Source organism: Phorcysia thermohydrogeniphila, from assembly GCF_004339575.1.
Taxonomy (GTDB): Bacteria; Aquificota; Aquificia; order Desulfurobacteriales; family Desulfurobacteriaceae; genus Phorcysia; species Phorcysia thermohydrogeniphila.
Genome location: NZ_SMFV01000001.1, coordinates 143,314 through 170,050, shown reverse-complemented (window position 1 = coordinate 170,050; position 26,737 = coordinate 143,314). Strand labels below are relative to the sequence as shown.

Genomic DNA, 26,737 nt, shown 5'->3' with positions numbered 1-26,737 from the left:
CTTGGAGTGGGCTGTGGAAGCTGTAGTCATTGGTATGGGAAAAAGTGGAACTGCTGCTGCAGAGCTCTTAAGGAGAAAGGGCTACAGAGTTACTCCCTACGACGATAAAAATCCCCTTCCACTTCCAGAAAATCCCTCCTTAGCTGTAAAGTCTCCCGGAGTTCCTCCCAACCATCCGGTTGTCCAGAAGTTAAAAAACTCTGGCGTTCCCGTCATAGGTGAGGTGGAGCTTGCCTACCGTTTTTCAAAAGGCAGGATAGTTGCAATAACGGGAACTAACGGAAAGAGCACAACGACAGCCCTCATTCACCACGTTCTACTTACCGGAGGTTATAAAGCCTTCATCGGAGGGAACTACGGTATACCCTTTTCTTCTTTTACTGAGGAAACGAGTGAGGATTCCATAACTGTCCTTGAGCTTTCATCCTTCCAGATAGAGGACCTTGTTGACTTTAAGTGTGAGATTTCGGTAATCCTCAACATCACTCCAGACCACCTTAACAGGTACTCATCCCTTTCAGATTACGCCTCTGCAAAGCTTAAACTCCTCTCCAAGTCAGAACTTTCCATTTTGAACCTTGACGACCCTATCTTGGGGAATCTAAAGGGAGAGAACTTCCTCTTTTTCAGCAGGAAAAAAAGAGCAGATGCTTTCTTGGAAGGTGATAGAATAGTTTGTGGGGAGTTTATTCTACCTTTAAAGGAGCTCCCCCTAAAAGGCGTTCACAACGCTGAAAACTACATGGCCTCCCTTTTGGTTCTAAAAGAGCTCGGAGTCCCTGAGGACGTTATCTTACAGGGCTTTAAGACCTTTAAAGGACTTCCCCACAGGACAGAGTTTGTTGCCACCATTAACGGGGTTACTTTCATAAACGATTCCAAGTCAACAAACGTTGACTCCTTGAGGAAAGCCCTTGAGAGCTTTAACAGGATTGTCCTTATTGCCGGTGGTAGCGATAAGGGACTGGACTTTTCTCCTTTAAAGTCCCTCGTTGAGGAGAGAGTTAAAGCCATTGTTGCAATTGGAGAGACTGCACCTACCTTTAAGTCCCTCTTTGGAGACCTTGTAGACGTTGTTATTGAAGGTGATATCTACTCTGCGGTAGAGAGGGCTTACGGTTTAGCCGAGAGTGGAGACGTTGTCCTCCTCTCTCCGGGGTGTGCAAGTTTTGATATGTTTAAAAACTTTGAGGAAAGAGGAGAAAAGTTTAAGGAGGCTGTAAGGCTCTTGGAGGAAACTCTTGCGGGACGGTAGAAAGTACTCTGCCTTTCTCATATTCATAATAGCGATACTCCTTTCTGTAAGTGGAATAGTCTTTGTATACACCGGTAGTTACTTTTACTGTCTCAAGCACGGCGTTGCTCCCTACTCCTTTGCCTTAAAACAGTCCATCGCCCTCGTTATAGGGGTGGTAATCGCCCTTGGAATCTACAAGTTCCTTGACTACAGAAACCTTGCCGTTAACAAGCGTTACATCTGGGGACTCTACCTTGTAGCCAACCTTCTGCTGATTGCTGTCCTAATCTTTGGAAAGGAGGTTAACAACTCTAAGAGCTGGATATTCATTGCAGGTTTCTCCGTCCAGCCTGCAGAAGTTGCCAAAGTGTTCGTCATTCTCTTCGTTGCCGGTTACTTAAGGTATAAGTGGTATGAAATACAGTCAGACGTTAAAGTCTTTATCGGCTTTATCGTCCTCTCCTTTATTCCGGTTATCCTGATTCTCTTAGAGAAGGACCTTGGCTCTGCGATGATTCTCTCAATCGTTATCTTTGCGATTCTCTTCATTACCGGATTGAACTTTCGCTACATTCTCTACCCGATGCTCTTAGGGATTGTTATGTTCGTGGTTGCCGTCGTTACAGCCCCCTACCGTCTTGCGAGGATAAAGATTCTCCTTGACCCTGCAGGATACTTCCACACATCTGCAAAGTACAACAGCTACCAACTCGTTCAGGCCTTTGTGGCCTTTGCTAAGGGTGGGTTAACCGGAATGGGAATTGGGCAGGGAGCTCAGTCAAAGTTCCTCTTCCTTACCTTTTCCTTTAGCGACTTTATGTACGCCCACATTGCCGAAGAGACTGGAGCTCTCGGCGCAGGGCTGGTTCTTCTTGCCTTCTTCCTGATACTCTACTTAGGTCTCTCCATTGCCGACAGGACGGATGAGAAGGTTGGAAAGTTCATGGCGCTGGGGTTGACACTCTACATCTTCCTTCAGGGAATGGTTCATATGGGGGTAAACCTTGGACTTGTCCCCACAACGGGAATTACCCTTCCCTTTATGAGTATGGGAGGAACTTCACTCATTTCTATGTTCATTGCCGTTGGAATTTTGATGAACATTGCAAGATTCTTGCCTGAAGAGAGTAGAACCAACATAAGGCTCTTAGGAAGGGGGAAGTTTGCGTGAGAATTATCGTCTCCGGTGGAGGAACGGGAGGACACCTCTTCCCCTGTCTGGCCGTTTCTAAAAGGCTCATTGAGGAAGGCCACGAAGTTCTCTTTGTGGGTTCTACGGCCGGTATTGAGAGTAGAAAACGGGAGCTCCTCCCGTCACCTTCCGTCTTCATTGACTCTAAGGGAGTAAGGGGTAAGGGAGTTAAATCCCTCCTAAACGGCTTCTCCCTCCTTAAGAGCATCTGGCAGGCCTTTTCTGTTATCTCCTCCTTTAAGCCCGATAGGGTCGTTCTCTTTGGAGGATACGTCTCTTTCCCCTTGGGTGTTGCTGCGACGGTTAAAGGAGTCCCCCTGATACTTCAGGAGCAGAACTCAATCCCCGGAAAAACGAACCTCCTCCTATCTCGCTTTGCTAAAAAAGTGCTCGTAGGTTATAGGGGTGCGACCGGCTTTTTTAACGGTAAAGCCGTTTTTACAGGTAACCCCGTCAGGGGAGAAATTCTTGAGGCCGTAAAAAACAAAGAGTCTTTAAGGAAGAAAGTTTTAAGGGCGCTGTCCCTTTCTGAAAAGAAAAAGACCCTCCTTGTCGTTGGTGGTAGTCAGGGAGCTCTCTGGATAAACGAGACTATGAAGAAAGTAGCCCCTGAGCTTACTGACCTTAGGGAGAAGCTTCAAATTATTCATGTTACAGGCGAGGGAAAATCTCCGGAGATGGAGGATATTTACAGGAAGGAGGGAATAGAGGCCAGAGTTTTTACCTTTTATCCAAAAATCTGGGAGCTCTACTCGGTAGCCGACGCTGCAGTTTCTCGGGCTGGAGCTCTCGCCATTTCAGAGATTCTCCTCTTTGGCATACCTACCCTCTTTATTCCCTTTCCCTACGCCGTAGATGATCACCAGTTCTACAACGCTAAGGAGCTCTATGAGGCAGGGGCTTGTATCCTGAAAAGGCAGGAAGAGCTTACGCCAAAGGAAGTTGCAACTACTGTGAAGCTCTTGCTCTTTGATATAATGGCAGGGGAAATCTCTAAGAACATGAAAAGGCTTGCCATTTTTGACTCTACTGAAAGGGTGGTGAGAGAGATTATCAATGGGTGAGGTGAAAAGAGCTGTAGAGGCTGCAATCTTCCTGTCTCAGGAGCCGGTTTCTGAGAAGGTCCTTTCAGAAAGGTTGGGATTTGAGATTGAAGAGGTAAAGAAAGCCCTTGAAGAGCTTGTAGAGGACTACGCAGAGAGGGGGATTGTCCTTAAAAAGGTTGCCGGTGGTTACCGCTTCTTTACAGCTCCCGACCTATCAAAAACCCTTAAGTCCTTTGTAGAGGATAGGCCGGTAAAGCTTTCAAGGCCTCTTTTAGAGGTCCTTGCCGTGATTGCCTACAACCAGCCGATTACAAAGAAAGACATTATGAAGATAAGGGGACAGAACTGTGATGGCGCTATAAAGTCCCTCCTTGAAAAGGGGCTGATAGAGGTTGCCGGTAGGGCTAACACTCCCGGTAGGCCAAAGCTTTATAGAACTACCGATGCATTCTTGTACCACTTTGGACTAAATTCAATAGAGGAGCTCCCGAAAGTTTCCTTAGAGGAAGACTTAAATGGGCAGGATTGATGAGGCTATAGATATCCTTTATGAGGATGAGGAGTTAGCTCTCTGCTGTGATGAGTTCCTGCCCGCTATAGAGGAGAGACTCAGAGCTCTGGACAGGACTTTACCTTTAAGCATTGATTCTGATTTTTTTGTTGAGTTAGTTGATAAAATAAGAAAAGAGTTGCTAAAAAATGGAATACCGGAGGGAATAATGGGTGTTGTTACTGTGACTTATGAACTTGGCTCCCTTGGTCTTGACGTTGCGAGGGGGATAGCTGAAAAGCTCGGCTATAAGCTGGTCTTTTCAGAAATACTTCAGGAAGTCGCTAAGAGGCTTGAAGTTCCTGAGTGGGAGATAGAGGAGTTTAACGAGTTTAAATATGTCTCCTCAAAGCTGACAATCTTTGACCTTTTCCAGATAGACAGGAGCTTTATAGACTTTGGAGCTCTCTTTGGAGAGAAGAGAAGGGATATAACCTTTGAAGAATTTAGGGAGGCCCTTACAAAAGCCGTTACGTCTTTTGCCGTTTCAAACAACGTTGTTATTGTAGGCCACGCTTCTGCCTGCATCCTGAAGGAGTACCCCGGAACTCTCCACATTAAGGTTGAAGCTCCCTTTGCCGACAGGGTAAAGGTTTACGCCGAAAGAACAGGAGTTTCACTATCTGAAGCCGAGAGGCAGCTAAGGAGAATAGACGAGAAGGAGAAAGAGTTCTACAGGGACCTGTGCGACGTTGACGTTGCCGATATATCCCTCTTCCACCTCAAGCTCAACACCTCCAAGCTCTCAGTTGATAGCGCCGTGGAAGTTGCACTGAAAGCCTTTGAGCTGGTGGTGGGTGAGTAGCGATGAAGGTAAAAGTTACTCCCTATGATGCCCTTATAATCGTGGACGTTCAAAAAGACTTTCTACCGGGGGGAGCTCTCCCCGTTCCAAAGGGTGACGAGGTGGTTGAGCCTTTAAACGAGTATATTGCCTTCTTTACCTCTAAGGGTCAACCGATTTTTGCTACTCGGGACTGGCATCCAGAAAACCACGTTTCTTTTAGAGAAAACGGGGGACTGTGGCCTAAGCACTGTGTTCAGTGGACTGAGGGAGCGTCATTTGCCGACGGCCTAAAACTTCCTCCCGATACTTTCATAATCAACAAGGGAGATAGGCCTGAGCTTGAGGCCTACTCCGGCTTTCAAGGGACGCTCCTTCATTCCCTCTTAAAAGAAAGGGGCGTAAAAAGGCTCTTCATCGGAGGACTTGCTACAGACTACTGCGTAAAGAACACCGTGCTGGGAGCTCTGAACCTTGGCTATACCGTCTTCTTTTTGGAGGACGCTTCAAGGGGAGTGGACGTCAACCCCGGCGACGTAGAAAGGGCAGTTGAGGAGATGCTCCTAAGAGGAGCAGTAAAGGCTACACTGGATGACCTTCGTTAGTCCTCTTCCTCTTTTAGGCTCTCAAGCAGCTTGTTGATGTCTATGCCGAAAGCGTCCTCCTGCTCCTTTTCGGTTCCGTAGGAGTAGGAGTAGGAGCTCGTGAACCCCCTTAAAGGTCTTCCCTTTTCGTCAAAGCCTGTAGCAATTACCGTTACTTGAAGAACCCCTTCAAGGTCCTCGTCCACCGTTACGCCGAAGAAGAAGTTGGTGTCGTCCCTCTTGGCTCTCTCTTTTATAAGTCCTGCGGCGGCGTAAGCCTCGTCAAGGGTTAAGTCCGGCCCTCCTGTGATGTTTACGAGTATCCTGCTTGCCCCTTCTACCTGAACGTTCTCTAAGAGTGGGTTATCTATCGCCTTCCTTGCTGCGGTGAGAGCTCTATCCTCCCCTTCAGCTTCTCCTGTTCCCATTAACGCGTATCCGCCGCTCTGCATTACCGTCTTAACGTCTGCAAAGTCTAAGTTTATCAGCCCCGGCTTTGTAATTACTTCCGTAATGCCCTTTACCGCTTGGTAGAGAACGTTATCTGCAAGCTTAAAGGCATCTATTATGCTGAGGCCTTTAGGAGCTACGGTTATAAGTTTCTGGTTGGGAATTACCATGAGTGTGTCAACGAACTCTTTAAGCCTCTTTATTCCGGCCTCTGCAAACTCGTGCCTCTTCCTTCCTTCAAAATCAAAGGGCCTTGTGACAACGCCAACAGTGAGGATTCCCATATCCTTAGCAATTTTTGCAACTATTGGAGCAGCTCCTGTTCCGGTACCTCCGCCCATTCCTGCTGTAATGAAGACCATATCGGAGTTCTCTAAGATTTCCCTTATTTTCGGTTCATCTTCTAAGGCGGCCTGCTCTCCAATTTCTGGTTTTCCTCCAGCTCCAAGCCCCTTGGTTAACTTTTCTCCTATCTGAACCTTAACGGGAACTGGAAGTTTGGAAAGAACCTGAGCGTCTGTATTTATGGCAATGAACTCAACTCCTTCTATTCCTTGTTCAAACATCCTTGATACTGCGTTTCCTCCGCCTCCTCCGACGCCTATGACCTTAATTACAGGGCCTTGGAAAGTGTCATCAGCTATTTCAAACATTTGGCCTCCTATTTTGCGCTTGATTTGAATCTAAAATATTTCGCAATATAATTGTTGTAAATTAACAACAACGGGCAAGGGAGGCAGGACACCTAAAATATTAGGCGGGTTCTAAACCCAGCCTACCCTGTATACTTCTCCGCCTTCCTTGCCCTCCCACAAAGGGAGGAATGTTATGCTCGTAGAGTTGTGGGAGCTCTTCCAGAAGACACGGAAACCTCCTTTTCACATTGCCGAGAGAATTATACTCAATGCCTTCAAAAATTCTGGTGTTTGCGTGATAGGTGTTGATGTGGGGGCAACTTTTTCTGTCTTTGCCGTTGACGGTCAGGTGCACAAAGTAAATCATTCAGAACTCAAAACTTTCAAAGAGGAGCTCATCAAAAAAGCAGACAACAGGAAGATTAGAATCTACTTTGAGCAAACTGGCCGTTACTCTCTACCCATCGTTGAAACCTTTTTAGATGTAGCGGAACTTTACCTTGTTGAGGGAAAAAAGCTAAAGGCCGCAAGAGAGCTCTTCTCTACCCCAAGCAAAAACGACTACTATGATGCTCGCCTTTTGGCCATCATTGGAGCTCTTCCTGTCCCTGTTATTCCCCTTGACTATGATGCCTATACCTTAAGGTTCTTAACCCAAAGAAAAGTAAGAATAGAGAAGACAATTCAGAAATCCATAAACAGAATACGCCAGTGCATAGCTGTTCTATTCCCCCACGAGTATGAAAACTTTACAAAGAACAGACTTGAAAACCCTAAAAACCTATCTCGTTTAAGAGAGCTTGCCGAGAACTTTACTCCCTTTTCGGCAATCCAAGAGGAGCTTTTGATAGAGTTAACTTCCGAAATGCAAATTTTGGAATTACTACTTAGACAAAAGCAACAAGTAGAAGAGCGGCTGGAACTGCTTTCAGAGAAACCCTCCATAAAGAGAGACCTTGAAATTTTGATGAGTTTTCCGGGCATAGGAAAAAGTAGAGCCTTGACCTTAAAGGCAAGTTATATAGACATTAGGAGATTTCCCAATTGGAAGGCCTTTATCAAGTTCATGGGATTTACGAAACAAGAAAACCAAAGCGGGACGTCGGTTAACTACAAGAAAAAAGTGAACTCTAACAGGCTTGTTCGCCGTGAAATGTTTATGGTGTGTCAGCTCTTTAAGAGAGATAGCGTAAAGAACGTTGCGGCCGATTACTTCCGTTATTACTTGCTTAAGACTGGAGGAGTTTTTAAGAAGGCTTTTCATAAGTTCTCTGTGAAATACTTGCGGGTGATGTACTACTGTCTTAAGCACGGTGAGAAGTTCACCCCGGAGCTCCTTGAGGCGAGCTTAGAGGACTTGATAAGCCCTCTCACGAGAGAGGAGCTTAGGCGAAATGTTAAGCAGTTAGAGGAGCAAAGGGGTAAGAAGAAGAAAAAGGGGAGAAAGAGATGATTACACTCACGAGGAGGGACATAGCTAAGCGGTTAAAAGAAAGACCGTTGTGGAAGGAGCTCACGCAAGAGCAAATAGAGACAATGATTAACGACTTTTTAGAAGAAGTGAAAAGAGCCGTGTTACATGAAGACTACGCAATCACTTTCCGGGGATTCGGGAGGTTTTTCCCAAGAGTTGTGAACAAGAGCCATGCACCCACGAGGGAAGGGAAAACGGTTCTTAATTCCGTTTCTTACAAGGTTTTGGGGTTCAACTATTCAAAGAAGGAAAGCAGGGTGAAACTCCCTTGTAAGTAACAAATAAGTAATTGTCAAGTCTGGCCATCCTCTAAAGCTTATCTGGGGGAAATAATGAGCTCTTTTGTCTTTGAAAGGGTCTGTTTTGTGTCTGTTTCAGGCGGGAAAGATAGCACGCTAACATTAGCCCTTGCGCTGGAGAAGTACAAAGACACGGATGTTCCTGTAGTTCCAGTCTTTTGCGATACAAAGTGGGAACATCCGGAAACTTACAGATACTTGGAGGAATTAGAAAGGTTTTTTGCTATCAGAATCCATAGGATAGAGGCTTTTAAGGGAGGCCTTCCCGCTCTGATTAGAAAAAAGGGAGTTTTCCCCTCTCCACGCAGAAGATATTGCACCCAGATTCTAAAGACGGAAGCTCAAAGAAAGTTCTATGAGAGCTTTTACTTTTCTTTTCCCTTTAGGTTGGCGGAAGTCTGGATAGGGATTAGGAAAGAGGAAAGCATTGCTCGGAGGAACACAGAAGATTTTCTACTGAAAGCTGGTCAAAAAACGAGATTCGGGGAAAAGTATCCTTTTGACATCCTTTTCTACTACCCCATTAAGGACCTCACAAAAGAAGAAGTCTTTAGGGAACTACGTAAAAGAGGCGTCCCCTTAAATCCCCTCTATCAGGATTTTGAAAGAGTAGGTTGCTACCCCTGCTTTCTATCAAGAAAAGAAATCGTTCAAGTAATTCAGAAAGCATTAGGAGGAGACCCTTTTTCCCAAAAACGACTAAAAGAGATGAGAGAGTTAGACAAGGCAGTTCCGGGAAGATTCCACGTAGATTACAGCTTGGACGAGCTCATAAAAAAAGCAAACGAGCTCATAAAAAAAGCAAAGGAGAAGGCTAAAATGTTGGAACTTCCTTTTGAAAAAAGTAAAGCCAAGCTTAATGTGGTATTTGAAGACGGCTTTGAGCGTATCCGTGTAGCATGGGAGACGATTAAACGCTTTCACGGGAAGAGAGTCCTTGAGGGCAGAAAACCCCTTCCCCTCTTCTACTTGATGATTAAGGAACTGGAAAAGGCTCTTAAGGGAGGAATTTACTACATTGTTGTTTGGAACGTGATACTCGTTGACTATCCTATCCATCCTGACGGGAAGGGAGCTCACGGAAGTTTCATTCTCTACAATGTCAAAGATGGTATTTTGCATCTCAATCCGTTTCTGAAATGGAAGATTGAAAAGCAAAAAAGGCCTGTAGTGCTTACAGGCGACACGAGGAGCTCACGACTTGTAAGACTTTTCCAGAAATACGGAATAGGCCGAATGTTCATAGAAAAGCCAATACGACCCTATCCCGCTGAAAGATGGGGTTTTGACAACGGAGCTTACGGCGACTTCCTTAAAGGGAAAGAATTTGATGCAGACCGCTATAGACGGAACTTGGAGAAGGCCATCAAGATAGCCGAAGCCTTCCACCTTCCTTATTTGGCCGTTCTCCCGGACGTTGTAGGCGGCGGAATGCGTTCTCTGGAGCTCTCTATCTATTGGCTGGAGAAGGAGCTCCGTTATATACCATTCCCGTGGTATTTGGCCGTCCAAGATGGAATGTCCGTTGAAGAGGTCAAAGAAGTCCTTATTAGCTACCCTCAAATTAGAGGCCTCTTCTTAGGCGGAACGGATGAGTTTAAGAAAACAGCTCCTATGTGGAGCTCCTTAGCTCACTCACTTGGCCGAAAATTCCACTACGCAAGAGCGGGCTCAGTGAAAAAGGTGAGAGAAGCCATCAAGGCCAATGCCGATAGCTTAGATTCCTCGTTACCTCTTTGGAGTGAAGAAAAGCTAAGAAGATTTCTAAAGGCCTTGAATCCTGCAATGGAGCTCCCTCTTTTTGAAACCGTCGGAGCGTAACACTCACCCTGATGGTCCATCGTGCCCGCTTAGCACCTTTTAATACCAACTGCGGAATCTGTAATACCTATGCACGAATTGTTCTTTTTTGCACGTAATTCACTTTTTTGCACGTCAACGTGCAAAACTTAGCAAAACGTGCATTTTTCCGTGCTACCCTTCCCCCGATTGGGAGGGTAGCGTGGACTACGGGAAACTGGCCAGCTTAGGAGTAGAACCTGAGAAGGTTTCAAAGTTTCCAGAGGCTTACAGGATACGCCTTACCTCTAACGACCAGAGCTTAGCTATCTTAGAGGAGCTCTCCCGTGAGTATGCACTCCACCCTCGTATCCGTTCCCTTGTAGCTGGAATAATTAGGCCGTGTAAAGAGAAAAACTACGACTGCTATATAGCCCGCATTGCTGAGTTCGTAAGAAGAAACGTCAAGTACGTCAACGACCCGCCACGCACGGAAGTATTCCAAAGCCCCGTTCGGACGCTGGAGTACGGTATAGGCGATTGCGACGATTTTGCGGTCCTAACTGCATCACTGCTTAGGGCTGTTGGCCTTAACACACGTATCAAAATCAAAAAGGTCAACGAACGCTGGGGGCACGTAGTTACCGAAGTTTTTAACCCTAATAGAGGATGGATAGAAGTGGATACAACAAAAAAAGAAGTTTTTGAACTTGGCGGCGGAGTAATACACCGCCCTAAAAGCTGGTACTTCCTTCACATGCATTACAATCGTCCCAAGAACGTTCCTAATTACCACGCTACTCTTTTTCTTGCCCGCAAGGAAGGCAAGTGCGTGCTAACCGCAAGGCATCCATGTGCACCTCTTGTATGTCCGAACGGTCGTGTTATTCCAAGTCCAAATAAGCTTTGCCAACGAAAGCATTACAAGCCACATCATAAACCTCTTCTCCGTCCTTACCATCCTGCAAGAGCTGACCGTCCTGTAAGGCCTGTCAGGCATACAAGCTCACTACAGAGACACATCACAACAACAAAGGCGGTAGAAAAAACGACAAAAGGAGCTCACAAAGAAGGAAGCTTCCCTTGGTGGGCGTTAATTGCCGGCGGTGCAGTGGTATATGCCCTATGGTGATGAGGTGAGAGATGGTTTACGAGCTTGGATTATTCGGGGGGTTTAAGAAAGTTTTCAAAAAAGTTAAGCACGCAGTCAAGAAAGTTGGGAAAACAGTAAAAAGGATAGGGAAAAGCGCTATCTCGGCGGCAGGAAAAGCTATTGGCGGAACTTTCGCAAGTGCAGCAGTTGCGGCAGATAACTACATAGACACTTACTCAAAAATGTACCAGAACCGTTATCCTTCTGCACCTGCCCCTGCGCCTCAGCCACCACATTCCTATTCAAGCTTAGAAGTAGCTCAATACTATCCTTCAAGGCCTGCACCTACGCCACAGAAAGACAAAGTAAATCTTGAAAAATACCTACCTTGGGCACTTGTAGCGTTACTCCTGCTTAGAAAGAGGTAAGCGATGTTGCCGTTAGCGATAGCTGGCCTTTTGGCCGTAGGTGGAGCGGGAATTCTCTTGGGAAAGAAGCTTGAAGAGGATAAAGAGAAAGAACTTGCGTTCAAAAATCAAAAGGAATGCTTTGACTTAGCTAAACAGGGCAAGATAGACCCCAAGGTCTGTGCATCAATTGGGAAAGAAAAATCCTTTTTGAAAGACGTGGCAGAAGTTACCGAAGAAATAGGGAAAGCCATTATTGGGGCCTCTGTAGCCTATCTCGTTACAAAACTCGTAAAGAGGTAGAAAGTGAGTAAGAAAGAGGAACTCAATAAAGCAATTGAACTTTACGAAAAGTTCCATTGGGGAAAGTTGCCTAAACAAGCTTCACAAGTCCGTATAAAGCTAACAAAGACTTTTGTCCATCTTGGAAAGCTCTTAGGTGTCGTTTACTTAGCCGACAAAGGAGATGGCCCTAAACCATATATCCACTTCTTTGGGGGCGAACCCGAGCCCTTCTCCCTTAAGTGCTGTAAGTGCGGAGGGGAAGTCTGTCTTAGGAAAGAGAGGAGATTCCGCATTTCAAAACTTCCAGACCTTTTAACAGACCCAGACGGAGAAGAACTCTACATAGCAAACTTCTCTGGACGAGTAACGGAGAGAGGAATTGAAGGCTAAAAACCCAAATGGAGGTAAGAGATGCCAAAGGAGCTCATAGGAATGGTAATCAATCCTTCAAAGGAGACAAAGGAGAGAAAAAGAAAGAGCTCCAGAAGGAGCTCAAAAGGCCAAAAGAGCACCAAAAGAACATCCGTATCAAACAGAGGGAAGAGCAGGAATGTTGTGATTATCGCTAACCCTGCCCGTGATTCAAACGCCCTCCTTGAAATTTCTGCAGGTGCGGCCGTAGGACTTGCAGGCGGAAAACTACTTGACAACTACGTCTTTAGCAAGATTCCAGTTCCTTCTCTTCCTGTTTCACTTGGAGATGTAACCACTCTTGCAACAGGCCTTCTGCTCTTAAAGAAAGGGGGGAGAAGAAAAGAGTTTGCGATGGGCATAACGGCCGGTGCAGGGGCAAAAATCATCATCAACTTAATTGACCGTTTTGTCTTTAAGGGAAGAAACGTTATTTCTCTTCATGGGGAAGACGAACCTTACGACGTTCCTTACGAGCTTGAAGGACTTGAAGGGGTTGAAATACCCGAAGTTTCCGAAAGAGAAAACGCTTTTAGCCTTTAAAAAAACATTTGAGGGAGGTAGAGATGCCAAGGCCATACGTAAACTGGGCTAAGTTTACAGTTAAGCCAGAGATGACTGGAACTATTCAACCATTTAAGCAGACAGCCGAGGATAGGTACTCAAAAGGAAAAGAACCCGTAGCTCCTGCCTCTTCCAAGCTGAGGATATACAAACTAATGATTCATGGAGCTCCGGGAACTGACCCAAAAGAAGTCCAAAAGGCCGTTCAAGGTGCGGTTGTTACGATTGAGGGACAAACTGGAAAGAAAGTTGAGTGTGGTCCTGCCTTTTTCAGGACAAAAGAGTGTAACCCCTACACGACCGACCACGCTTATGGCTTTCCGGTAGAAATCGTAGTTCCTGCTGGTGGTGAGTACAACGTTGTAATCAGCTATGAAAAACCCTCTGCCAACCAGAACCCGGTAGACCTCTTCATAGAGATAGAGGGTGAGGAGGGCTAAAATGTCCACAGCGACGGCGTATGCGATAAGTTTCTTTATCCTCTCCCCACAGAGAGGGATAAACAGACAAACGGTGGCCGTTCCCGACGGCTTTAAGATAACCGACGTAATAGCGGATGTCCCGGCGGACTCTACACTTGACCTTTTAGATGCCGGGAACTCTGTCTTTGGTCCTCGTCCGCTTGGGGGTGGAATTTTTAGCACTGCAAGCAAAAAGCTTACACTTCCAGCCCCCAAAGAAGTCAAAAACACAAGTCTTGAGCTTGTTGTTGAGTGTAACTCCGAACCTTCAAAACCAATAGGCGTAGCCGTTCTTGGCTATACAGGTGAGTAAAGAGGGGGAGCTCCCCCTCTTTTCTTTTCCGACCGCAGGGAGGATTCTATGAAGGTAATGGCTGTTGACTTTCTTGTTGAGACCGGAAAATCCGAAGAAATTACAATAGCCCAAATCCCTGAAGGGAAAGTTTTTCTCCTGAAAGAGCTCCACATCTATGCTACTCCTGTGGCGTGGATAGAAGGAGACAACGAGGCCCTTGGATTAGGAACGGGGTCTTTTACCTACAGTGCCGTAGCTGTATACCCTTACGACCTTTTCCTCCGTGAGAACGGCCACAGCAAAGTAGAAATTCTCAGCTTCAAAAGGAAGAAGAAAATCCAGATAGTAGATGAAGTTCCTCATCCCATTACAAAGACGATAGAAATAGCGACCCGTCCACCTGCAAAAAGAATATTCCGAAATTTAGACGTAATCTTAGAAGGGACTATCACGGGTCTGGTCAACTGTTATGAGCCACAGGAGGAATACGAGCTTGTAGAGTTCAATGAAGACGATACGCTGGATGAAAACAAGCTCTACTTAATGGTGGAGCTCATTGGCGAAGAATTACCCAAATGCACTTAGGGAAAGGTAAAAATGAAGGAATTAGTTAACTTTCTCAAAGGAGCTATAGAGCTCACTAATCAAATAGGGGAGCTCACGGGAAAAGTGGGGGCAGAAAGTTACCCCCAAAAAAGCACACCCCAAAAACCGAAAGGCTACGTCATAAAAACCAAAACTGGGAGCTCCCCTGTTCAAAAAATACTGTCTGCAAAGAAAGCCGAACTCTCCTTCTCTTTCTACCTTGAACCGTCTTTAGGTGAACCGCTACAGATAAGTGCTAACGTAAAGTTTGCACGGGGTAGAAATGGACACGAAAGAAAGGATAACAGCTCTGGAGGTTAAGGTGCAAAACTTAGAAAGCAACGTAGAGAAACTAATGGAACGGATAGCCAACTTAGAAAAACGTATAGCTGTTTGGACAGGAAGCATCTTAGCGGCGATTTACTTAGTTGACCACCTACTAAGGCTTATCAAGTGAGGTGAGCTGTGTTAGCACTTGCGGGAGCTTTAGCCTCAGCAGGCCTGAATCTTTTGGCCGACGTGATAAAGCAAAAGGGAAAGGGCTTTGTAGAAAAAAAATTTGGTGTCAAGATACCGGACAATCCCGGGGAGCTCCAAAATCCCGAACTACTCGTCAAGCTAAAGGAGCTGGAACTAAAACACGAAGAGGAGCTCCAAAAGATACTCCTTGAAGAGAAAGAAAAGGAGCTCACCTACTTGGCAACAATAGACCGAGAAACCACAAGAAGGTGGTTGTCTGATAACGCTGCCGGAACAGTTACCAAACTTGTAAGGCCTTTTACCCTTGTGTATCTCCTCTTGGCTTACACCATTCTGGCCATCCTTGACCAAAACCTCATACAGGTGAAGGACCTCTACATCACTACGCTGTCAGAACTCCTGAAAATAGCCGTTATCGGTTATTTCAGCTTGCGCTCTATTGAGAAGCTGAGAGGGGTAGAGAAATGAGCCTTGTGGAGAAACAATGGGAATTCCTAAGACAAGTTGCGGAGTTGATAAAAGAAATAGAACGCCGTGGATGGGTAGCAACTGGAGGGGAGCTCTGGAGACACCCTAACATGCAAAAGTACTATGTGCAGATAGGCAGAAGTAGAACAATGAATTCACAGCACTTAAAACGACTTGCGATAGACCTTAATCTCTTCCGTCCGGCACGGCCGGGGGAAGAGCCGTCTGTAATAGTCAACGGCTCACCTTTTGTTCTTACGTGGAACGTAGAGGATATTGAGCCGATAGGCCGCTTTTGGGAATCCTTAAGCAAAGATAACCGCTGGGGTGGCCATTTTCGGACGTTTAAAGATGTCCCACACTTTGAGAAGGAGGGCTAAAGGAGGACTGGATGTTTAGGGGTCAATATGACGCAAGAGTTAAGTCAGAGATAGAAAAAGTAAAAAGCTTAGCAGGCAGGATTCAAAGAACCTTTTACGTTGAAGATGCTACCTCCCTAAAAGAAGCCTTAACTGCTCAGGCTGTAAACATTGACATACACCTGACGTCAGATGTTTTTTGGAATGAAGAAGTCGGCATAATTGACATAGGCGGAAAAAACGTAAGGCTGTTTTTGAACGGAAAAAGGCTGAGAGTAGGAAAATCAAAAGAAGGAGAAATCTACGGGCTTACCCATTCGTACGTGGCTTCTCTGGAGATACACGGTTCCGGCATAGTAGAACTTCCCGCTACATCCGGAGGTAGCCGCTCTTTTGTACATCCTTGCTTTATTAAGCGTGATACCCGTTCTCCCTTCTTTTCCCTCTTGGTTGCTTGTTGCGTGAGGATTGAAGCTTCCGCCCTCTACGGCTTATTAGAGGTTTATTCACCAGCGGCGGTCAGTTGGTATGGAGTGATAACTTCCCCTTACGCTAACTTGCCAAGAGCAACCTTTAAAACGCTCTTCCGTGGAATCATGAAAGACGATTCAGGCCGTCCAATTAACGTACTATGGAGCGGTTCAGGATACGGAGCTCTTTAAAGGAGGGAATGATGAAACTCAAACTCACCGCAAGAATGCTCAAAGTTGACGGTCTCATACAGCAAAACTACCGTGGGGAGCTCACGGAGGAAGAACTAAGGCAGGCCACTATAGAAACGCTTAATTACCTCACGGATGAATTCTTTTACCGGGAAGCCCAAAAGAGGGGTGGTTACAAAAACATGGGAGAAATACTTGTAGATGCCCAGCAAGGAGATGAGGACGCTAAATACTTGCTTTCCCTTTACGAAAAAGTTTGGGCTGTAGAAGAAGAGGCAGAAAAGCAAGTAAGTGAAGCTGGTCAGAAACTACTCTTAAAGATTGCCGAGGACGTCCGTACTTTTCTACTGCCGAAACTCAAAAAGGTCCTCAAAGAGGTGGAACCGGGAGGCAAAGATGAAGCTTAAAACCCTTCTCCCGATAGCAGGGGTTGCAATACTTGTTCTTGCTACAAGAGCTCACGCTCATACAGGAGGAGGGAGCTCCCCTTCCTCTGCCGATTCCTTATCTCCTCAATGGAGGGAACTTTTAAAACAGCAGATAGACAAGGTTGCTTTTGAACAAAGAGTACCGGCCGAGGTTCTTTGGGGAATCTGTATGACAGAATCCGGATGTAGCAGGGAATACTTGCGTTCCATGCATCCAGACGGTAAGAGCTTCGGCCTTTTCGGCCTCACAAACGGAGCTCTCCAAGATGCCCTTAACGAGTACAACCCTCTTCCCGGCTTTAGGAGAACTATTGACAAAGTAAGCGATGAAAGGGCTATCTACCTACAGGCCGAAGCTGCCGCTAAATATCTCCATGCTCTAAGAACTAAGTACGGCCACCCGTACAGAATACACACCCTTTTTGACGCCATTCAGGCCTATCACGTAGGACCAACGGCCTACAGGTGGGGAAGGAGAGCTCCCGGCTACCTTGACAAAGTTCTGGCCTACGCAAAAACTTTTTAAGTGAACTGTTTTTGGAGCTGGCCATGAAGGTAATAAAGAACCCTGCCAAAGTTGAAGACCAAGACCTTGCTAAGGCTTATGAAACAACGTTGAAATTTTTAGAGGAGAAGGGGTATAGGGTTAAAAAAGTTAAGATGGCCATCTCTCCTTTTGCTCCTACATATCAAAAAGCGATGATTGTAAAAATTTCTCCTACTCCTCAAGATATAGTAGAACTTGTCAACCTTGAGCAGACCCTTCAGAAGAAATTGGGCAAAAAGGTGGGGATTTCCTTAGTATGAAAGAGTTTCCGATTCAAATTTTGGAGTTATGTAGGTCTCTCTTGAAAAAGAGGGGTAATGAGGGAGTATACAGAACAATAATAGCACGTAGTTATTATGCAGCATTGCTTTACGCTGCCCTATGGATAGATGAAAATCATAAGAAAGTTGATTGGAACAGGAAGCGCTTACATCAATTTGTCCCTTCTCACATAGGTCAATACCTACCGGACGAATACAGAAAGACGATTCCAGCTTTTATTCACTCTTTGAGGAAGATGAGAGAAGATGCTGACTATCAGCCTGCCTTTGATATAGAAAAGGAAGAAGCTGTAAAAGCTTTCAAAAAAGCCGAATACATCATTTCTGTTTTGCAGTCTCTCCAAAAGTCTTAGAAAGGAGCTCCTCCTTCATATCCTCAATCGTAAAATCCAAGTAATGCTTTAAGGTATCATAGTCCTTGTGTCCCAATAACCGCCTAACGTATTCCAAATTAGAAATGGTTTTCAACAGCCTAATAGCAAAAGCATGCCTAAAAACGTGAGGATGTAGTGGCCTATCCAAAACCTTTTCCGTGAGCTCCCTAACCAACTGCCACGCTCTTTGACGGGTAAACTCAAAAAGAGGGAGCTCCTCCCCTTTAACTTCCCTCAAAACGTACTCTCTTACATACTCCTCTACCGGTGGAGGAAGGAGAACCTCCCTTACGAGCTCCTCCCCTTTCCTCTTCTTTAACTGCCGTATCAAAATCACCTTTTTCAAGAGATTGACGTCCTTTTTCCGTATAGCAAGGAGCTCACTAACCCTACACCCTGTAAAGAAAAGCAGGCCGAAAAAGCAAACTTCCCGAAGGCCATAGATAGGACGGAATCCCTCCCGTAGGAGCTCCCTCCTTACCTTCTCTGCCTCCTCACCTGCACCTATGAACCTGTCAAGGACGAAATCCCACAGCCTAAGAACCTCTTCCCAACTTGGGACATCTTCAAGCCTTAATCTGCCTTTAGCCATTGTCTTACTTACGCTATCCCGCCGATTTTACAAAATACTAATTTTGTAAAACGAGGGTCAAAAAGACCCTCTTTCTCTGCCAAAACCTACCCCTCACCTGTAATCTTCCTGTGATTCGCCTGTAATTCACCTGATAGGTCTCCTGTAGTCTCCCTATTTACCTGCTCATCTACCACCTGCATATACACCTGCTCACTTTCCTGTGGTCCTTCCTGAGAATCTTCCCCTACTTCCTCAGCAAACAAGTAGGAAAGGAGCTCATCAATAACCGCCTTGTGTCTCTTCACAGCATCTATGTAGCCTGCAACGGTAAAGCGGGGAACCGGGAGCTCTTCAAGTAACCTAACAAGTCCTTCCGAATCCTTTATGCCGTATTGTTCTGTTAGAGCTATCAGAATGTCAATCTCTTCATCGCTTAAAGAATCCCATATCTGGCCTGCGTTAGCTCCCTTTTCGGCTAAGTCCAGAATCTTAGTACCAAGAGCTACTACTTCCTGCACGCCTACAACGCTCACCTCTTCACCCCTTACCTCGTTTATCTTCCCGCTGTCCACAGGAGTATCCACAACGGTTGTGGACTGTTTTATCTGCTGGCCATTTCTGGCCAACTTGTGGAGCTCCCTCTTTACCGTTGGAATTGGATTCTGGCCAGCCTCACGAATGGCAAGAGCCTTATTCACTATGTCAAGAGTTTTGTTAAGGAGCTCAGGATTAGAAAGAATCCTGTCAATGATTCCTCCACCGCCTCCATACTTAGCACCTACGGCCTGAATGGCAAGCTCTTTAAGTTCGGGGTCATCTTTGGCCACCTTGATAAGTTCAAGGAGCTCATTCTTATTAGCGATAGCCTTTTGAATTAACTTCCAGAGTCCGCTACCGGCCGCAAGTAATATTTGCGGGTTAGAGAGAACCTTATCAATCAGACTATCTAAGAATCCCTTCTCTTTTGGTTTCTCGTTTTTGAGGAGCTCAATAATCGTCTTTGTGTTTTCCATTTGCATTTCCATCATCTTTTCAAAGACAGTAGTTAATTCAGATTCAGAAGGGGAACGCCTTTTCTCTTCTAACTTTTCAACCAGCTTAGAAAGGAGCTCCACCATTGCGTCTTTACTTCCCTCCTTCTCCTCTTGCGGGAACTTAGGAGTTCCGTCAATCGCAAAAGAAAGTCTCTTCTTTACTCTTCCGTCCGCTCCAAAAAGGATAAGCTGATACTTACCGCCGCCGTATTTTTCCTTTACCCAAAAGACAACATCATCGTCAACTTCTTCTGGTAGGGCTCTATCCAGAACTTTACCGTCCCGCATGATAGTTATACGGGTAATCTCACCACGTAAAGCCTTAAATACCTCTTCCGGGGAGTTCACATCAACAACTCCGGTCTGGAGTTCCTTTTCTTCTGCCATAGCTACCTCCAAATGTTAGGTTTGGTCTGGTTTTTCTTGATGAAGGCAAAGAGCTCACTCTCCGGGATTAGGTACTCACGGCCTATCTGAATAGCCCCCAGCTGGCCGTCGTAGATGTAACGACGAATGGTGGACTCCGACTTTCCCAAGAGCCGTGCTATTTCCTTCACAGAGTAAACTTTTACGTTGAAGAGCTCCTTAGGCACGCCTCACCCTGCACAATTTTTGTGCACCTTAAGGGAGAGTATAAGAAAAACTTCCCCCCTCTCTTCTTTTGTTTTTTCTTGGCTTATTTTCTAAATCCTGTAGCGAACTCTGGTCATTAGGACTTGATACAGGATGTTAAACTGTCTGAAAAGCCTTTAGGAGGTTAAAGTATGGAAGTTTTTGCCGTGGATATTGGAAAGGGAACTCAGGATTTACTTTACGCTGATGAGAACCTCAACGTAGAGAACTGGGTCAAGGCAATACTCCCTTCTCCTACCGTAAAGTTAGCAAGGAGGGTAGCTTCGTTTAATGAAGACCTTTTTATTGATGGCTACGTAATGGGAGGAGGGCCTGTAAAGAAGGCCATTATTAATCATTTAAATAAGGGTTATAGAGTTGTAATTTCAGAAAGGGCAGCAAGGACCATAAAAGACGACCTTGAAAAGGTTAGGTCACTCGGAATTGATATTGCAGATAGAGTTGAAAAACCAAACCTTTACCTTTCCGACCTTGAGTTTAACGTTTACGAGGAGCTCTTAAGGTTGGCTGGAAGGCCTTTCAACCCTAAGGTTATAGCCGTTGCCTGTCAGGACCACGGCTTTATAAAAGGCCAGAGTGACAGGGTTACGAGGTTTAAGTATTTTGAGAAAAAACTTGAGGAGACAAGAGACCCTCGCGACTTTATCGTTACTGAAAAGACAGGCTTTTTCAGTAGGTTTGATTCAATCTTAGAACAGCTTAGAGAAAAAGGTTTTTCCGGTTTTGTTATGGATAGTAAAGTTGCTTCTATCTGCGGAATCCTTGCTTACGCTAAGGAATTAGGAGTTAAAGAGTTTGTTGGTCTTGATATTGGAAATGGCCACACCCTTGGGGTTTCAATTAAAGACGGAAATGTATGCGGTCTCTTTGAACACCACACACGCTACCTTACGGCAGAGAAGCTGAAAGCGCTTGTTGAGAAGCTCTGTAAAGCCACCCTTACCTTTGAAGAGGTTTTCCTTGACAACGGCCACGGAGCTGTAGTCTTTGAGAAGGTAGAACCGGAGAAGGTCTTTATTGCAGGACCCAACAGAGCTCTCTTTAAAAAGTACGGAGAGTATGCCTTCCCCGGAGGGGATGTGATGATTACGGGTTGTGTAGGGCTTCTGTTTGCTTTGAATAATTTACCATAAAAATTTACGAATAAGACAAAACTCATAAAACCATACCCAACAACAACTGATCCCCATCAACAAGCATCTTGCTTTTCAGAGCTTTTCTGCTATTCAAGGGATGAACCAAAGAATCTGCAACTTCCCTTAGCGCTATTTATAGCTATAGAGATGTAGAGCAAAAAGTTCCACTTCTACAAGCGTTGTTAGCAGAGAGTCTAAGTCTTATCTAGATTTTGGAAGTAGAGGGTATTTGATAATTTACCATAAAATTTTACTATTTTGGTACACAAAACAAATCAACAAGAACTTATCACATCCCCAAAACTCTTTTCACGACTAAATGGGTCTCCTTTAAACCACGTTGTAATACACAGACCATCACAGACCGGCATAGTCACCTTACCGGAGTAGGAATCACACTTCTTAAAGAAATCCACAATAGGTCTTGCATACCTATCTATAACAATATTCTTTTCCTCATTCTCTATTGCTTCAACGTAATAAGAGACCTTTTCAGCAATCTTAGCTAAGGTATCAGCAATAGTTGGAGAAAAAACTGTAACAAAAGCAATAGCTCTGTCCTTACATGAAAGAGGTTCGCAAAAAAGGAAAGACTTTCCGCACAAAGACTCGTATAGTCCCATTCCTCTTGCTATAGGTGTTTCCTTTAAAACTCTTGAAAGGAATTCGGCTACTTCTTTGCCAAGGAATTTCCTTAGCTTTGAATCTTCTCTTTCCAGTATTTTTTCTGCAAGTTCCTTTAGAAGTTTATCTCCTTTTTCAGGGAAAATTTCACCAAATATCTTTTTAGCTATCTTGACCAAACTGCATATAACTTTCTGATAGAAGACCTCGCTTTCTGAAGGAAGAGGAAAATGAGCATAGACGTCTTGAATATCAGCGACGGGTGAAATCCTTTGTTTCTTAGCTGCAGGTTGTAAATAGTAGTCAAGGGGAGAAAAAGATATGGGCTTGTCGGAAAAGTTGAGAATTTCTACCTTACCGGTCAAGGGAGATATTCCAACCGACTTAGCATAAACTTCCTTCAAGATTTCTGAATAACCTGCACCTTTTGGGCCGGGGAGCTCCTTTCCACGCTGAATTAGCTCGTTCAATAGCTTCTGAGTTACGTTCGGATTGAAAACAAGCTCATCCAATGTGTAAGTCTTATACCCAACTTTAATTTTAAGCTGCTTAAGTAAAGCTACAAATAGTTCCTTAGGAATCTGACTTCTTTTGTATGAAAGGATAACCTCTCGGCTACCCGGACAAACCTTTTCTAACTCCCTCAAGTGGTAAGAGTATCTACCTTTGATAAGCTCCGAGTAAGGTATTTTGTCAATCTCTACGAGGAACCACACGAGTCCTTGAGGGTTGTTAAGCTTTTCCTTGTTAAGAATTACGCATTTTAAAACAGGTAAAAGCTTGGACGGAATCCCAATTTTTGATATCGGTTCAAGTCTTAGACGGTCGTTCCAGACCGGCGCTGGACGGTCATGATTCATGCAGAAACCGTGATGTTTATAGCTTAAAACAGCTCCCGGTGGTATTATGAAGTAATAGCCCCTTTTTATGACTTGTGGTGCTTTTGCTGAGCTTTTAATTAGAGTGATGTAGATAAAAGTTTGAATGAATTTAAAAAGAGGAACTGAGTAAAAATTCATCAAGTCGCTAACCTTTATGTAGCCTTGTTTCTTGTAGCTACTGCGAAGATAGTTCATACCGTTTAAGAGCTGGTGGTAAAGCGTAAGATATTTAAGTGTCAAAGGGTCTCTCTTATTTTCAAATATTTTCCTTATTTTTTCCTCTGATGGACGAGAGGAAGGAATTAGGACTTTTAAAGAATTAGTTCTACTACTACATCCAACGGCCGATGATGCTAAGGGCAGTACAGATAGTTTAATGAAATCCCTTCGCTCCATGGCAGGTTCAATTATACGAAAACTCCATGAACTTTTTTGGCGGGATAGAAGGACTATAATTGAAATGAAAAACCGAAAATAAGGGAGGAAAAAATGAAAACAGCTAAAGTAGAAAAACCAGCCTTCATCCGTAAACTGGAAGAAGAGGGAAAGAAAGAGCTTGCTACTGTTCCTTTCCGGTTCTATAACACCCTTTGCCGGCACGAAGAAGATTTTCCGTTCCTGCAAGACGATAGTGTTAAGGAAAGCCTAACCAAGCTGATGCTTGAAACGTTCCAGAACAGCCCTGACGGGGAGCTCACGGCCAAAAAACTAATGTCCCTACCACTTACAGACTTGCAGGAGTATATAGCCGCTACCGTAAAGCAGGCCTTGAAGGCGTTTGAGGAGAAGATGGAAAAGAGGCTGGAAAAGGTAGAAAATGAAGTCAGGCGGACTAAGAAGGAGCTGAAAGAGCATATAGACGATAGGGGAACTAAAATTGTTGAGTTTGTAGGGGATAGCGTGGAAAACACTATGGATTTGATAGCCTCTCACAGCGAGGCTATAAGACAGGAAATTAGGAACGCTAAAGAAGAAATCAAGAAAGACAACGCTGAGAGAGCTTTCCTTCACGAAAGAGGGTGGTAGGAGGTAGAGAATGGAAAACACTTTTGAAGGAGCTATAGAAAGAAGACTTAACACACAAGCTTTTACTAAACAAACCAAGCAACCCGACTCCACACTCCCTCTCACCCAAGACTATCTCCGCCTTAACATTCTCTCCCGAACCACAAAAGGCCTCTTCCCCGACATCATTCCAAGCGAAGAGAACCTGAAAGAGCTCTTAAGAAACCCTCAAACAAACAGAAGCCAGATTTCCTCAGAACAAAGTTTTAGTAAGTTTACGTTAGAAAATTCAAAAAGGGTGTTTGAGCTTTCATAGAAAGCGTAACTTTGAGTTTGGATGCCGTTCACGCTGGAGGGGTAAATGGAGGAGTTAAATAGGCTTATTAAAATGATAGATAAAGAATATGAGGACATAAACCGTGTAGAAGACCCTAATAAAAAGGTAGAAGTTGATGCATTTAACAGACTTTCAGAAAATTTGAAAAATGTTCCTTCTATCCTCTACTTTAATCCCTATATTCCTCCACAGCGCTTTACTTCTGAAATTGAGTTTGACATTCTATGGCTATATCCTAAGGCCGGACTTTTGATTATAGAGGTCAAAGCTTGGGACAAAGAATTTATAGAAAACCTTGAAATCAGAGGAGAGCGATTTTTCTTTGGCAACCGCTCCTTTCGGAATCCTGTCATAGAAGCAAAAAGGTTTAAGGACAAACTGATGGATTTCATCAAGCGAAAACTTGACAGAGAGCTCCCCGCGCCAGTTGAATACGTTATTTATTTCCCTAAACTTTCCCGCAAAGAGTACAGAGCTCTGAGCAACACTGTGTTTAAAGAGCGCGTCCCTGAGGATAGCTGTATTTTTAAAAACGACAGAAGAATAGCAGAAAAACTTATTGCGAGGCTTAGGCTGCACCAGTTCACAGTAGACGAGGAAGGTGTCATAAAACTTAGGAGAATCCTATTCCCCGGCCTTAGAGTTGCAAAACTCAATTTTAAGGTATCAGAGGAAGAGATAACTCTCATGGACGTTTATCAGGAAGGACTTCTCTACAAGCACTCAAGAGGGATTACAATCTTGAGAGGGGCTGCAGGTTCCGGTAAAACAGTAGTTCTCATAGGGAAAGCAATTCAAGAGAAGTTTGAACACCCAGAAAAAAGGATACTTTTCTTGACTTACACTAACTCCTTGGCAAACGAGATAAAGGCCGGAATAAAAAGGGTTTTAGAACTTGAAGAAATTGAAGAACTTAGTTTAGAGGACTTTGAAATTCTAACTGTTGATTCCCTCATTTCCAACCTTGCCGAGGAGTTTGACATAGAGAACGACAGGCATAAAGTAGCAGAGTTTCTGCGTGAAAAACCTTTTCCCGTGTATGACGTTATTCTCTGTGATGAGTCTCAGGATTTTACCCCCGAAGTCTTTACAGTGGTCAAAGCCCTTCTCAAGGAAAACGGTCTGTTGATTTTTGGAATTGATGAGACCCAGAGGATATATGACGGAACGGACTGGAGATGGAAAGACGTCGGTATTGAAGCATCTGGAAGGAACGTAACGATACTGCGCAGGAGTTACAGAAACCCCGGCAAGATTGTAAGGCTGGCAGTTGAGTTCCTGAAAAGAGACCCCCACCTTATCAAAGAGCTTAAAGAACTTGATTCTGTTGTTGCAAATGGGGAGATAGAATCTGTTAGGGAAGATGAGGGAAAACTGGAGTTTTACGAGTTTGAGAATGAGTTTATAGGGGTAGCAGAGCTCGTTGGAAAGCTGGTAAAAGTAGAAGGAATTCACTACGGAGATATTTTCATCCTAACGGCCTTTAAGAATCAGGTTAAAGACTTCTTCAATGCTCTCTCTAAAAAAATACCAGAAGTTAAACTTCACGCTTTCTCGGCTGAGAGTAAAAAAGAAGAAAAATTCGTACCAGAGGACAAGCTTGTCATAATGCCTTACAAATCTTCAAAAGGCCTTGAAAGAGGAGTGGTAATTGTTACGGGTGTGGGGCACTTGCCGTATACGAGCAGTAAGAAAGTAAAGGAGATAAGGAGGGACAGAAGAACGCTTTACGTAGCCATGACAAGAGCTCAAAAGAGGTTAATAATTACCTCTTTCAAGGGAAGAGATAACGGTTTTGCCAAAGAAATAAAGGAACTCGTGGAAGAGTTCAGTCGCTGAAAATCTCTTCAACTACTTTAAACATGACTTCGTCTCTGACTTTGGCGTACCTTGCTGAGGTAATGGGAGAGGCGTGGCCGAGGAAGGCCTGAATGACGCGGATGTCAACTCCCCTGTCTACTAAGATGGTTGCGAAGGTGTGTCTTAGTTTGTGGGGGTGTAGCCTAATGCCGGTTTCTTCCTGAAGTTTATTGAAGATGTATCTAATTCCCTGATAGGAGAGAGGAAAGAGTCTCTTACTTTCTACTTTTTTAGAGAGCTCCATTAGCTCCTCTGCAAGGCTACCGGGTAGGGGGACAAACCTTTCTTTGTTTCCCTTTCCAACTATCCTTAGAACCTTCCTTCCCTTTACTTCAACTATGTTTTCTGGCGTGAGAGATAGGAGCTCCGAAACCCGAAGCCCACAGTAAAGGATAGTCTTTATTATGAGGTAATCGCGGTAGCTTCTCTTCTTAGCAGCTTCAAGAACCTTTTCTACTTCCTCGTGGGTAAGAGCCTCTGGAACTTTCTGCTTAACCTTCTTTATTCTCAGAGAAGGTTTAACCGGGTTGCTCCTTATTACCTCCATGTCAACGAGAAAGTTAAAAAAAGTGTTTAGTGCAGAAATTCTACGGTTTATGAGGGAAGGGCTACACTCAAGGGATGTCCTAAAAAGCATGAGGTCCGCAGTCTTTATAGACTCAACTTCCCTGTCTCCAACTATCTTCTTAAAGAGTTCTAGGTCACTCCTATACTCTTTTAGAGTTCTCGGGGCAAGTTCCTTTGATTTGAATCGGAGGAAGAGCTCTACTGCCTGACTCAGCTTCATCTCTTCCTGTTACTCCTTTTACCATTTTCTTTTATGGTAAGTAAACTATCTCATAAAATCCCTGCCAAAACAACCGTTACAGTAAAACGTCAAAATATTTGCCCTGTAAGGGAACTCAAAGGGTATGGGATACCAC

At 44.6% G+C, this 26,737-nt stretch carries 35 protein-coding genes; 29 read left to right on the top strand and 6 right to left on the bottom strand.

The window, feature by feature from the left end; genetic code table 11:
• The first annotated feature begins 13 nt into the window (after positions 1–13).
• Genes murD through CLV27_RS00830 form a run of 6 tightly spaced genes read left to right on the top strand, consistent with a single transcriptional unit; the run spans position 14 to position 5,414 of the window.
• On the top strand, positions 14–1,255 hold the full coding sequence (murD, locus tag CLV27_RS00855; RefSeq protein ID WP_132524855.1) for a UDP-N-acetylmuramoyl-L-alanine--D-glutamate ligase: 1,242 nt from the start codon (positions 14–16) through the stop codon (positions 1,253–1,255).
• Positions 1,242–2,408 (top strand): FtsW/RodA/SpoVE family cell cycle protein, encoded by a 1,167-nt coding sequence (locus tag CLV27_RS00850; protein WP_132524853.1) that lies wholly within the window; start codon positions 1,242–1,244, stop codon positions 2,406–2,408. Before murD ends, CLV27_RS00850 begins: the two co-directional genes overlap by 14 nt.
• Complete coding sequence (murG, locus tag CLV27_RS00845; RefSeq protein WP_132524851.1) at positions 2,405–3,493, top strand: undecaprenyldiphospho-muramoylpentapeptide beta-N-acetylglucosaminyltransferase; 1,089 nt, start codon at positions 2,405–2,407, stop codon at positions 3,491–3,493. Before CLV27_RS00850 ends, murG begins: the two co-directional genes overlap by 4 nt.
• Entirely contained in the window at positions 3,486–4,004 is a 519-nt protein-coding gene (gene scpB, locus CLV27_RS00840; protein ID WP_132524849.1) for an SMC-Scp complex subunit ScpB, read from the top strand. The genes murG and scpB overlap by 8 nt, the downstream gene beginning before the upstream one ends.
• Positions 3,991–4,830: a cytidylate kinase-like family protein gene (locus CLV27_RS00835; protein ID WP_132524847.1), complete on the top strand. Its 840-nt coding sequence runs from the start codon at positions 3,991–3,993 to the stop codon at positions 4,828–4,830. The genes scpB and CLV27_RS00835 overlap by 14 nt, the downstream gene beginning before the upstream one ends.
• 2 nt (positions 4,831–4,832) lie before the next feature.
• Positions 4,833–5,414: a nicotinamidase gene (locus CLV27_RS00830; protein WP_132524845.1), complete on the top strand. Its 582-nt coding sequence runs from the start codon at positions 4,833–4,835 to the stop codon at positions 5,412–5,414.
• Here the strand turns inward: CLV27_RS00830 and ftsZ are convergent.
• The gene (gene ftsZ / locus CLV27_RS00825) at positions 5,411–6,496 is read right to left on the bottom strand and encodes a cell division protein FtsZ (RefSeq protein WP_132524843.1); all 1,086 of its coding nucleotides are present in this window, start codon (positions 6,494–6,496) and stop codon (positions 5,411–5,413) included. The two genes, CLV27_RS00830 and ftsZ, sit on opposite strands and share 4 nt — an antisense overlap.
• 175 nt (positions 6,497–6,671) lie before the next feature.
• On the opposite strand from ftsZ, the gene CLV27_RS00820 reads away from it, so the two are divergent.
• The 20 genes from CLV27_RS00820 to CLV27_RS00730 all read left to right on the top strand — a co-directional run bounded on the left by CLV27_RS00820 (position 6,672) and on the right by CLV27_RS00730 (position 17,709).
• Positions 6,672–7,931, top strand: a complete 1,260-nt coding sequence (locus tag CLV27_RS00820; RefSeq protein WP_132524841.1) for a transposase — start codon at positions 6,672–6,674, stop codon at positions 7,929–7,931.
• Positions 7,928–8,230, top strand: a complete 303-nt coding sequence (locus CLV27_RS00815) for an HU family DNA-binding protein (protein ID WP_132524839.1) — start codon at positions 7,928–7,930, stop codon at positions 8,228–8,230. The genes CLV27_RS00820 and CLV27_RS00815 overlap by 4 nt, the downstream gene beginning before the upstream one ends.
• Positions 8,231–8,284: 54 nt before the next feature.
• The gene (locus CLV27_RS00810; RefSeq protein WP_132524837.1) at positions 8,285–10,072 is read left to right on the top strand and encodes a phosphoadenosine phosphosulfate reductase family protein; all 1,788 of its coding nucleotides are present in this window, start codon (positions 8,285–8,287) and stop codon (positions 10,070–10,072) included.
• 181 nt (positions 10,073–10,253) lie between these two features.
• Positions 10,254–11,162, top strand: a complete 909-nt coding sequence (locus CLV27_RS00805; RefSeq protein WP_165863653.1) for a transglutaminase-like domain-containing protein — start codon at positions 10,254–10,256, stop codon at positions 11,160–11,162.
• Positions 11,163–11,173: 11 nt separating this feature from the next.
• Positions 11,174–11,551, top strand: coding sequence for a hypothetical protein (locus CLV27_RS00800; protein WP_132524833.1), 378 nt, complete (start codon positions 11,174–11,176; stop codon positions 11,549–11,551).
• Positions 11,552–11,554: 3 nt separating this feature from the next.
• Positions 11,555–11,833: a hypothetical protein gene (locus CLV27_RS00795; protein ID WP_132524831.1), complete on the top strand. Its 279-nt coding sequence runs from the start codon at positions 11,555–11,557 to the stop codon at positions 11,831–11,833.
• Between the two features lie 3 nt (positions 11,834–11,836).
• A complete protein-coding gene (locus CLV27_RS00790; RefSeq protein WP_132524829.1) occupies positions 11,837–12,205 on the top strand; it encodes a hypothetical protein in 369 nt (122 codons plus the stop codon).
• Between the two features lie 21 nt (positions 12,206–12,226).
• Positions 12,227–12,769, top strand: coding sequence for a hypothetical protein (locus tag CLV27_RS00785; RefSeq protein WP_132524827.1), 543 nt, complete (start codon positions 12,227–12,229; stop codon positions 12,767–12,769).
• 23 nt (positions 12,770–12,792) lie between these two features.
• A complete protein-coding gene (locus CLV27_RS00780) occupies positions 12,793–13,230 on the top strand; it encodes a hypothetical protein (protein WP_132524825.1) in 438 nt (145 codons plus the stop codon).
• Position 13,231: 1 nt separating this feature from the next.
• On the top strand, positions 13,232–13,564 hold the full coding sequence (locus CLV27_RS00775) for a hypothetical protein (protein WP_132524823.1): 333 nt from the start codon (positions 13,232–13,234) through the stop codon (positions 13,562–13,564).
• Positions 13,565–13,612: 48 nt separating this feature from the next.
• A complete protein-coding gene (locus CLV27_RS00770; RefSeq protein WP_132524821.1) occupies positions 13,613–14,131 on the top strand; it encodes a hypothetical protein in 519 nt (172 codons plus the stop codon).
• A gap of 12 nt (positions 14,132–14,143) precedes the next feature.
• Entirely contained in the window at positions 14,144–14,452 is a 309-nt protein-coding gene (locus CLV27_RS00765) for a hypothetical protein (RefSeq protein WP_132524819.1), read from the top strand.
• 1 nt (position 14,453) lies between these two features.
• Positions 14,454–14,588: a hypothetical protein gene (locus CLV27_RS08605; RefSeq protein ID WP_274542977.1), complete on the top strand. Its 135-nt coding sequence runs from the start codon at positions 14,454–14,456 to the stop codon at positions 14,586–14,588.
• 8 nt (positions 14,589–14,596) lie between these two features.
• Positions 14,597–15,079, top strand: coding sequence for a hypothetical protein (locus tag CLV27_RS00760; protein WP_132524817.1), 483 nt, complete (start codon positions 14,597–14,599; stop codon positions 15,077–15,079).
• 44 nt (positions 15,080–15,123) lie between these two features.
• The gene (locus tag CLV27_RS00755) at positions 15,124–15,459 is read left to right on the top strand and encodes a M15 family metallopeptidase (protein WP_165863652.1); all 336 of its coding nucleotides are present in this window, start codon (positions 15,124–15,126) and stop codon (positions 15,457–15,459) included.
• An 11-nt stretch (positions 15,460–15,470) separates the two neighbouring features.
• Positions 15,471–16,100 (top strand): hypothetical protein, encoded by a 630-nt coding sequence (locus CLV27_RS00750; RefSeq protein ID WP_132524813.1) that lies wholly within the window; start codon positions 15,471–15,473, stop codon positions 16,098–16,100.
• Positions 16,101–16,111: 11 nt separating this feature from the next.
• A complete protein-coding gene (locus CLV27_RS00745) occupies positions 16,112–16,507 on the top strand; it encodes a hypothetical protein (RefSeq protein WP_132524811.1) in 396 nt (131 codons plus the stop codon).
• Positions 16,497–17,054 (top strand): hypothetical protein, encoded by a 558-nt coding sequence (locus CLV27_RS00740; RefSeq protein ID WP_132524809.1) that lies wholly within the window; start codon positions 16,497–16,499, stop codon positions 17,052–17,054. Before CLV27_RS00745 ends, CLV27_RS00740 begins: the two co-directional genes overlap by 11 nt.
• 23 nt (positions 17,055–17,077) lie before the next feature.
• Positions 17,078–17,335 carry a hypothetical protein gene (locus CLV27_RS00735; RefSeq protein WP_132524807.1) on the top strand — a complete coding sequence of 86 codons (258 nt, stop codon included), beginning with the start codon at positions 17,078–17,080 and terminating at the stop codon, positions 17,333–17,335.
• Positions 17,332–17,709 (top strand): HEPN domain-containing protein, encoded by a 378-nt coding sequence (locus tag CLV27_RS00730; protein WP_132524805.1) that lies wholly within the window; start codon positions 17,332–17,334, stop codon positions 17,707–17,709. Before CLV27_RS00735 ends, CLV27_RS00730 begins: the two co-directional genes overlap by 4 nt.
• Here CLV27_RS00730 and CLV27_RS00725 read toward each other — a convergent pair.
• The 3 genes from CLV27_RS00725 to CLV27_RS00715 all read right to left on the bottom strand — a co-directional run bounded on the left by CLV27_RS00725 (position 17,675) and on the right by CLV27_RS00715 (position 19,931).
• Positions 17,675–18,322: a tyrosine-type recombinase/integrase gene (locus CLV27_RS00725; RefSeq protein WP_132524803.1), complete on the bottom strand. Its 648-nt coding sequence runs from the start codon at positions 18,320–18,322 to the stop codon at positions 17,675–17,677. The two genes, CLV27_RS00730 and CLV27_RS00725, sit on opposite strands and share 35 nt — an antisense overlap.
• 86 nt (positions 18,323–18,408) lie before the next feature.
• A complete protein-coding gene (locus tag CLV27_RS00720; protein ID WP_132524801.1) occupies positions 18,409–19,725 on the bottom strand; it encodes a hypothetical protein in 1,317 nt (438 codons plus the stop codon).
• 2 nt (positions 19,726–19,727) lie between these two features.
• The gene (locus CLV27_RS00715) at positions 19,728–19,931 is read right to left on the bottom strand and encodes a helix-turn-helix domain-containing protein (protein ID WP_132524799.1); all 204 of its coding nucleotides are present in this window, start codon (positions 19,929–19,931) and stop codon (positions 19,728–19,730) included.
• Positions 19,932–20,102: 171 nt separating this feature from the next.
• Here CLV27_RS00715 and CLV27_RS00710 point away from each other — a divergent pair, with 171 nt between their 5' ends.
• On the top strand, positions 20,103–21,104 hold the full coding sequence (locus CLV27_RS00710) for a DUF1786 domain-containing protein (protein WP_132524797.1): 1,002 nt from the start codon (positions 20,103–20,105) through the stop codon (positions 21,102–21,104).
• A 278-nt stretch (positions 21,105–21,382) separates the two neighbouring features.
• Here the strand turns inward: CLV27_RS00710 and CLV27_RS00705 are convergent, their stop codons facing one another.
• Entirely contained in the window at positions 21,383–23,008 is a 1,626-nt protein-coding gene (locus CLV27_RS00705; RefSeq protein ID WP_132524795.1) for a hypothetical protein, read from the bottom strand.
• Positions 23,009–23,101: 93 nt separating this feature from the next.
• Between CLV27_RS00705 and CLV27_RS00700 the strand changes: the two genes are divergently transcribed.
• Together CLV27_RS00700 and CLV27_RS00695 are read left to right on the top strand one after the other, a co-directional pair.
• The gene (locus tag CLV27_RS00700; protein ID WP_132524793.1) at positions 23,102–23,638 is read left to right on the top strand and encodes a restriction endonuclease subunit S domain-containing protein; all 537 of its coding nucleotides are present in this window, start codon (positions 23,102–23,104) and stop codon (positions 23,636–23,638) included.
• Positions 23,639–23,978: 340 nt separating this feature from the next.
• Positions 23,979–25,793, top strand: coding sequence for a 3'-5' exonuclease (locus CLV27_RS00695; RefSeq protein WP_132524791.1), 1,815 nt, complete (start codon positions 23,979–23,981; stop codon positions 25,791–25,793).
• Here the strand turns inward: CLV27_RS00695 and CLV27_RS00690 are convergent.
• Positions 25,783–26,601 carry a tyrosine-type recombinase/integrase gene (locus CLV27_RS00690; RefSeq protein WP_132524789.1) on the bottom strand — a complete coding sequence of 273 codons (819 nt, stop codon included), beginning with the start codon at positions 26,599–26,601 and terminating at the stop codon, positions 25,783–25,785. The genes CLV27_RS00695 and CLV27_RS00690 overlap by 11 nt on opposite strands.
• Positions 26,602–26,737: the final 136 nt, after the last annotated feature.

What these genes read in the sequence shown, in the direction of transcription:
- scpB (WP_132524849.1), top strand. Translation starts at nt 3,486, where the DNA reads ATGGGTGAGGTGAAAAGAGCTGTAGAGGCTGCAATCTTCCTGTCTCAG.
- CLV27_RS00835 (WP_132524847.1), top strand. Translation starts at nt 3,991, where the DNA reads ATGGGCAGGATTGATGAGGCTATAGATATCCTTTATGAGGATGAGGAG.
- CLV27_RS00830 (WP_132524845.1), top strand. Translation starts at nt 4,833, where the DNA reads ATGAAGGTAAAAGTTACTCCCTATGATGCCCTTATAATCGTGGACGTT.
- ftsZ (WP_132524843.1), bottom strand. Translation starts at nt 6,496, where the DNA reads ATGTTTGAAATAGCTGATGACACTTTCCAAGGCCCTGTAATTAAGGTC.
- CLV27_RS00820 (WP_132524841.1), top strand. Translation starts at nt 6,672, where the DNA reads ATGCTCGTAGAGTTGTGGGAGCTCTTCCAGAAGACACGGAAACCTCCT.
- CLV27_RS00815 (WP_132524839.1), top strand. Translation starts at nt 7,928, where the DNA reads ATGATTACACTCACGAGGAGGGACATAGCTAAGCGGTTAAAAGAAAGA.
- CLV27_RS00810 (WP_132524837.1), top strand. Translation starts at nt 8,285, where the DNA reads ATGAGCTCTTTTGTCTTTGAAAGGGTCTGTTTTGTGTCTGTTTCAGGC.
- CLV27_RS00800 (WP_132524833.1), top strand. Translation starts at nt 11,174, where the DNA reads ATGGTTTACGAGCTTGGATTATTCGGGGGGTTTAAGAAAGTTTTCAAA.
- CLV27_RS00795 (WP_132524831.1), top strand. Translation starts at nt 11,555, where the DNA reads ATGTTGCCGTTAGCGATAGCTGGCCTTTTGGCCGTAGGTGGAGCGGGA.
- CLV27_RS00785 (WP_132524827.1), top strand. Translation starts at nt 12,227, where the DNA reads ATGCCAAAGGAGCTCATAGGAATGGTAATCAATCCTTCAAAGGAGACA.
- CLV27_RS00780 (WP_132524825.1), top strand. Translation starts at nt 12,793, where the DNA reads ATGCCAAGGCCATACGTAAACTGGGCTAAGTTTACAGTTAAGCCAGAG.
- CLV27_RS00775 (WP_132524823.1), top strand. Translation starts at nt 13,232, where the DNA reads ATGTCCACAGCGACGGCGTATGCGATAAGTTTCTTTATCCTCTCCCCA.
- CLV27_RS00770 (WP_132524821.1), top strand. Translation starts at nt 13,613, where the DNA reads ATGAAGGTAATGGCTGTTGACTTTCTTGTTGAGACCGGAAAATCCGAA.
- CLV27_RS00765 (WP_132524819.1), top strand. Translation starts at nt 14,144, where the DNA reads ATGAAGGAATTAGTTAACTTTCTCAAAGGAGCTATAGAGCTCACTAAT.
- CLV27_RS00750 (WP_132524813.1), top strand. Translation starts at nt 15,471, where the DNA reads ATGTTTAGGGGTCAATATGACGCAAGAGTTAAGTCAGAGATAGAAAAA.
- CLV27_RS00745 (WP_132524811.1), top strand. Translation starts at nt 16,112, where the DNA reads ATGAAACTCAAACTCACCGCAAGAATGCTCAAAGTTGACGGTCTCATA.
- CLV27_RS00740 (WP_132524809.1), top strand. Translation starts at nt 16,497, where the DNA reads ATGAAGCTTAAAACCCTTCTCCCGATAGCAGGGGTTGCAATACTTGTT.
- CLV27_RS00735 (WP_132524807.1), top strand. Translation starts at nt 17,078, where the DNA reads ATGAAGGTAATAAAGAACCCTGCCAAAGTTGAAGACCAAGACCTTGCT.
- CLV27_RS00730 (WP_132524805.1), top strand. Translation starts at nt 17,332, where the DNA reads ATGAAAGAGTTTCCGATTCAAATTTTGGAGTTATGTAGGTCTCTCTTG.
- CLV27_RS00725 (WP_132524803.1), bottom strand. Translation starts at nt 18,322, where the DNA reads ATGGCTAAAGGCAGATTAAGGCTTGAAGATGTCCCAAGTTGGGAAGAG.
- CLV27_RS00720 (WP_132524801.1), bottom strand. Translation starts at nt 19,725, where the DNA reads ATGGCAGAAGAAAAGGAACTCCAGACCGGAGTTGTTGATGTGAACTCC.
- CLV27_RS00710 (WP_132524797.1), top strand. Translation starts at nt 20,103, where the DNA reads ATGGAAGTTTTTGCCGTGGATATTGGAAAGGGAACTCAGGATTTACTT.
- CLV27_RS00705 (WP_132524795.1), bottom strand. Translation starts at nt 23,008, where the DNA reads ATGGAGCGAAGGGATTTCATTAAACTATCTGTACTGCCCTTAGCATCA.
- CLV27_RS00700 (WP_132524793.1), top strand. Translation starts at nt 23,102, where the DNA reads ATGAAAACAGCTAAAGTAGAAAAACCAGCCTTCATCCGTAAACTGGAA.
- CLV27_RS00695 (WP_132524791.1), top strand. Translation starts at nt 23,979, where the DNA reads ATGGAGGAGTTAAATAGGCTTATTAAAATGATAGATAAAGAATATGAG.
- CLV27_RS00690 (WP_132524789.1), bottom strand. Translation starts at nt 26,601, where the DNA reads ATGAAGCTGAGTCAGGCAGTAGAGCTCTTCCTCCGATTCAAATCAAAG.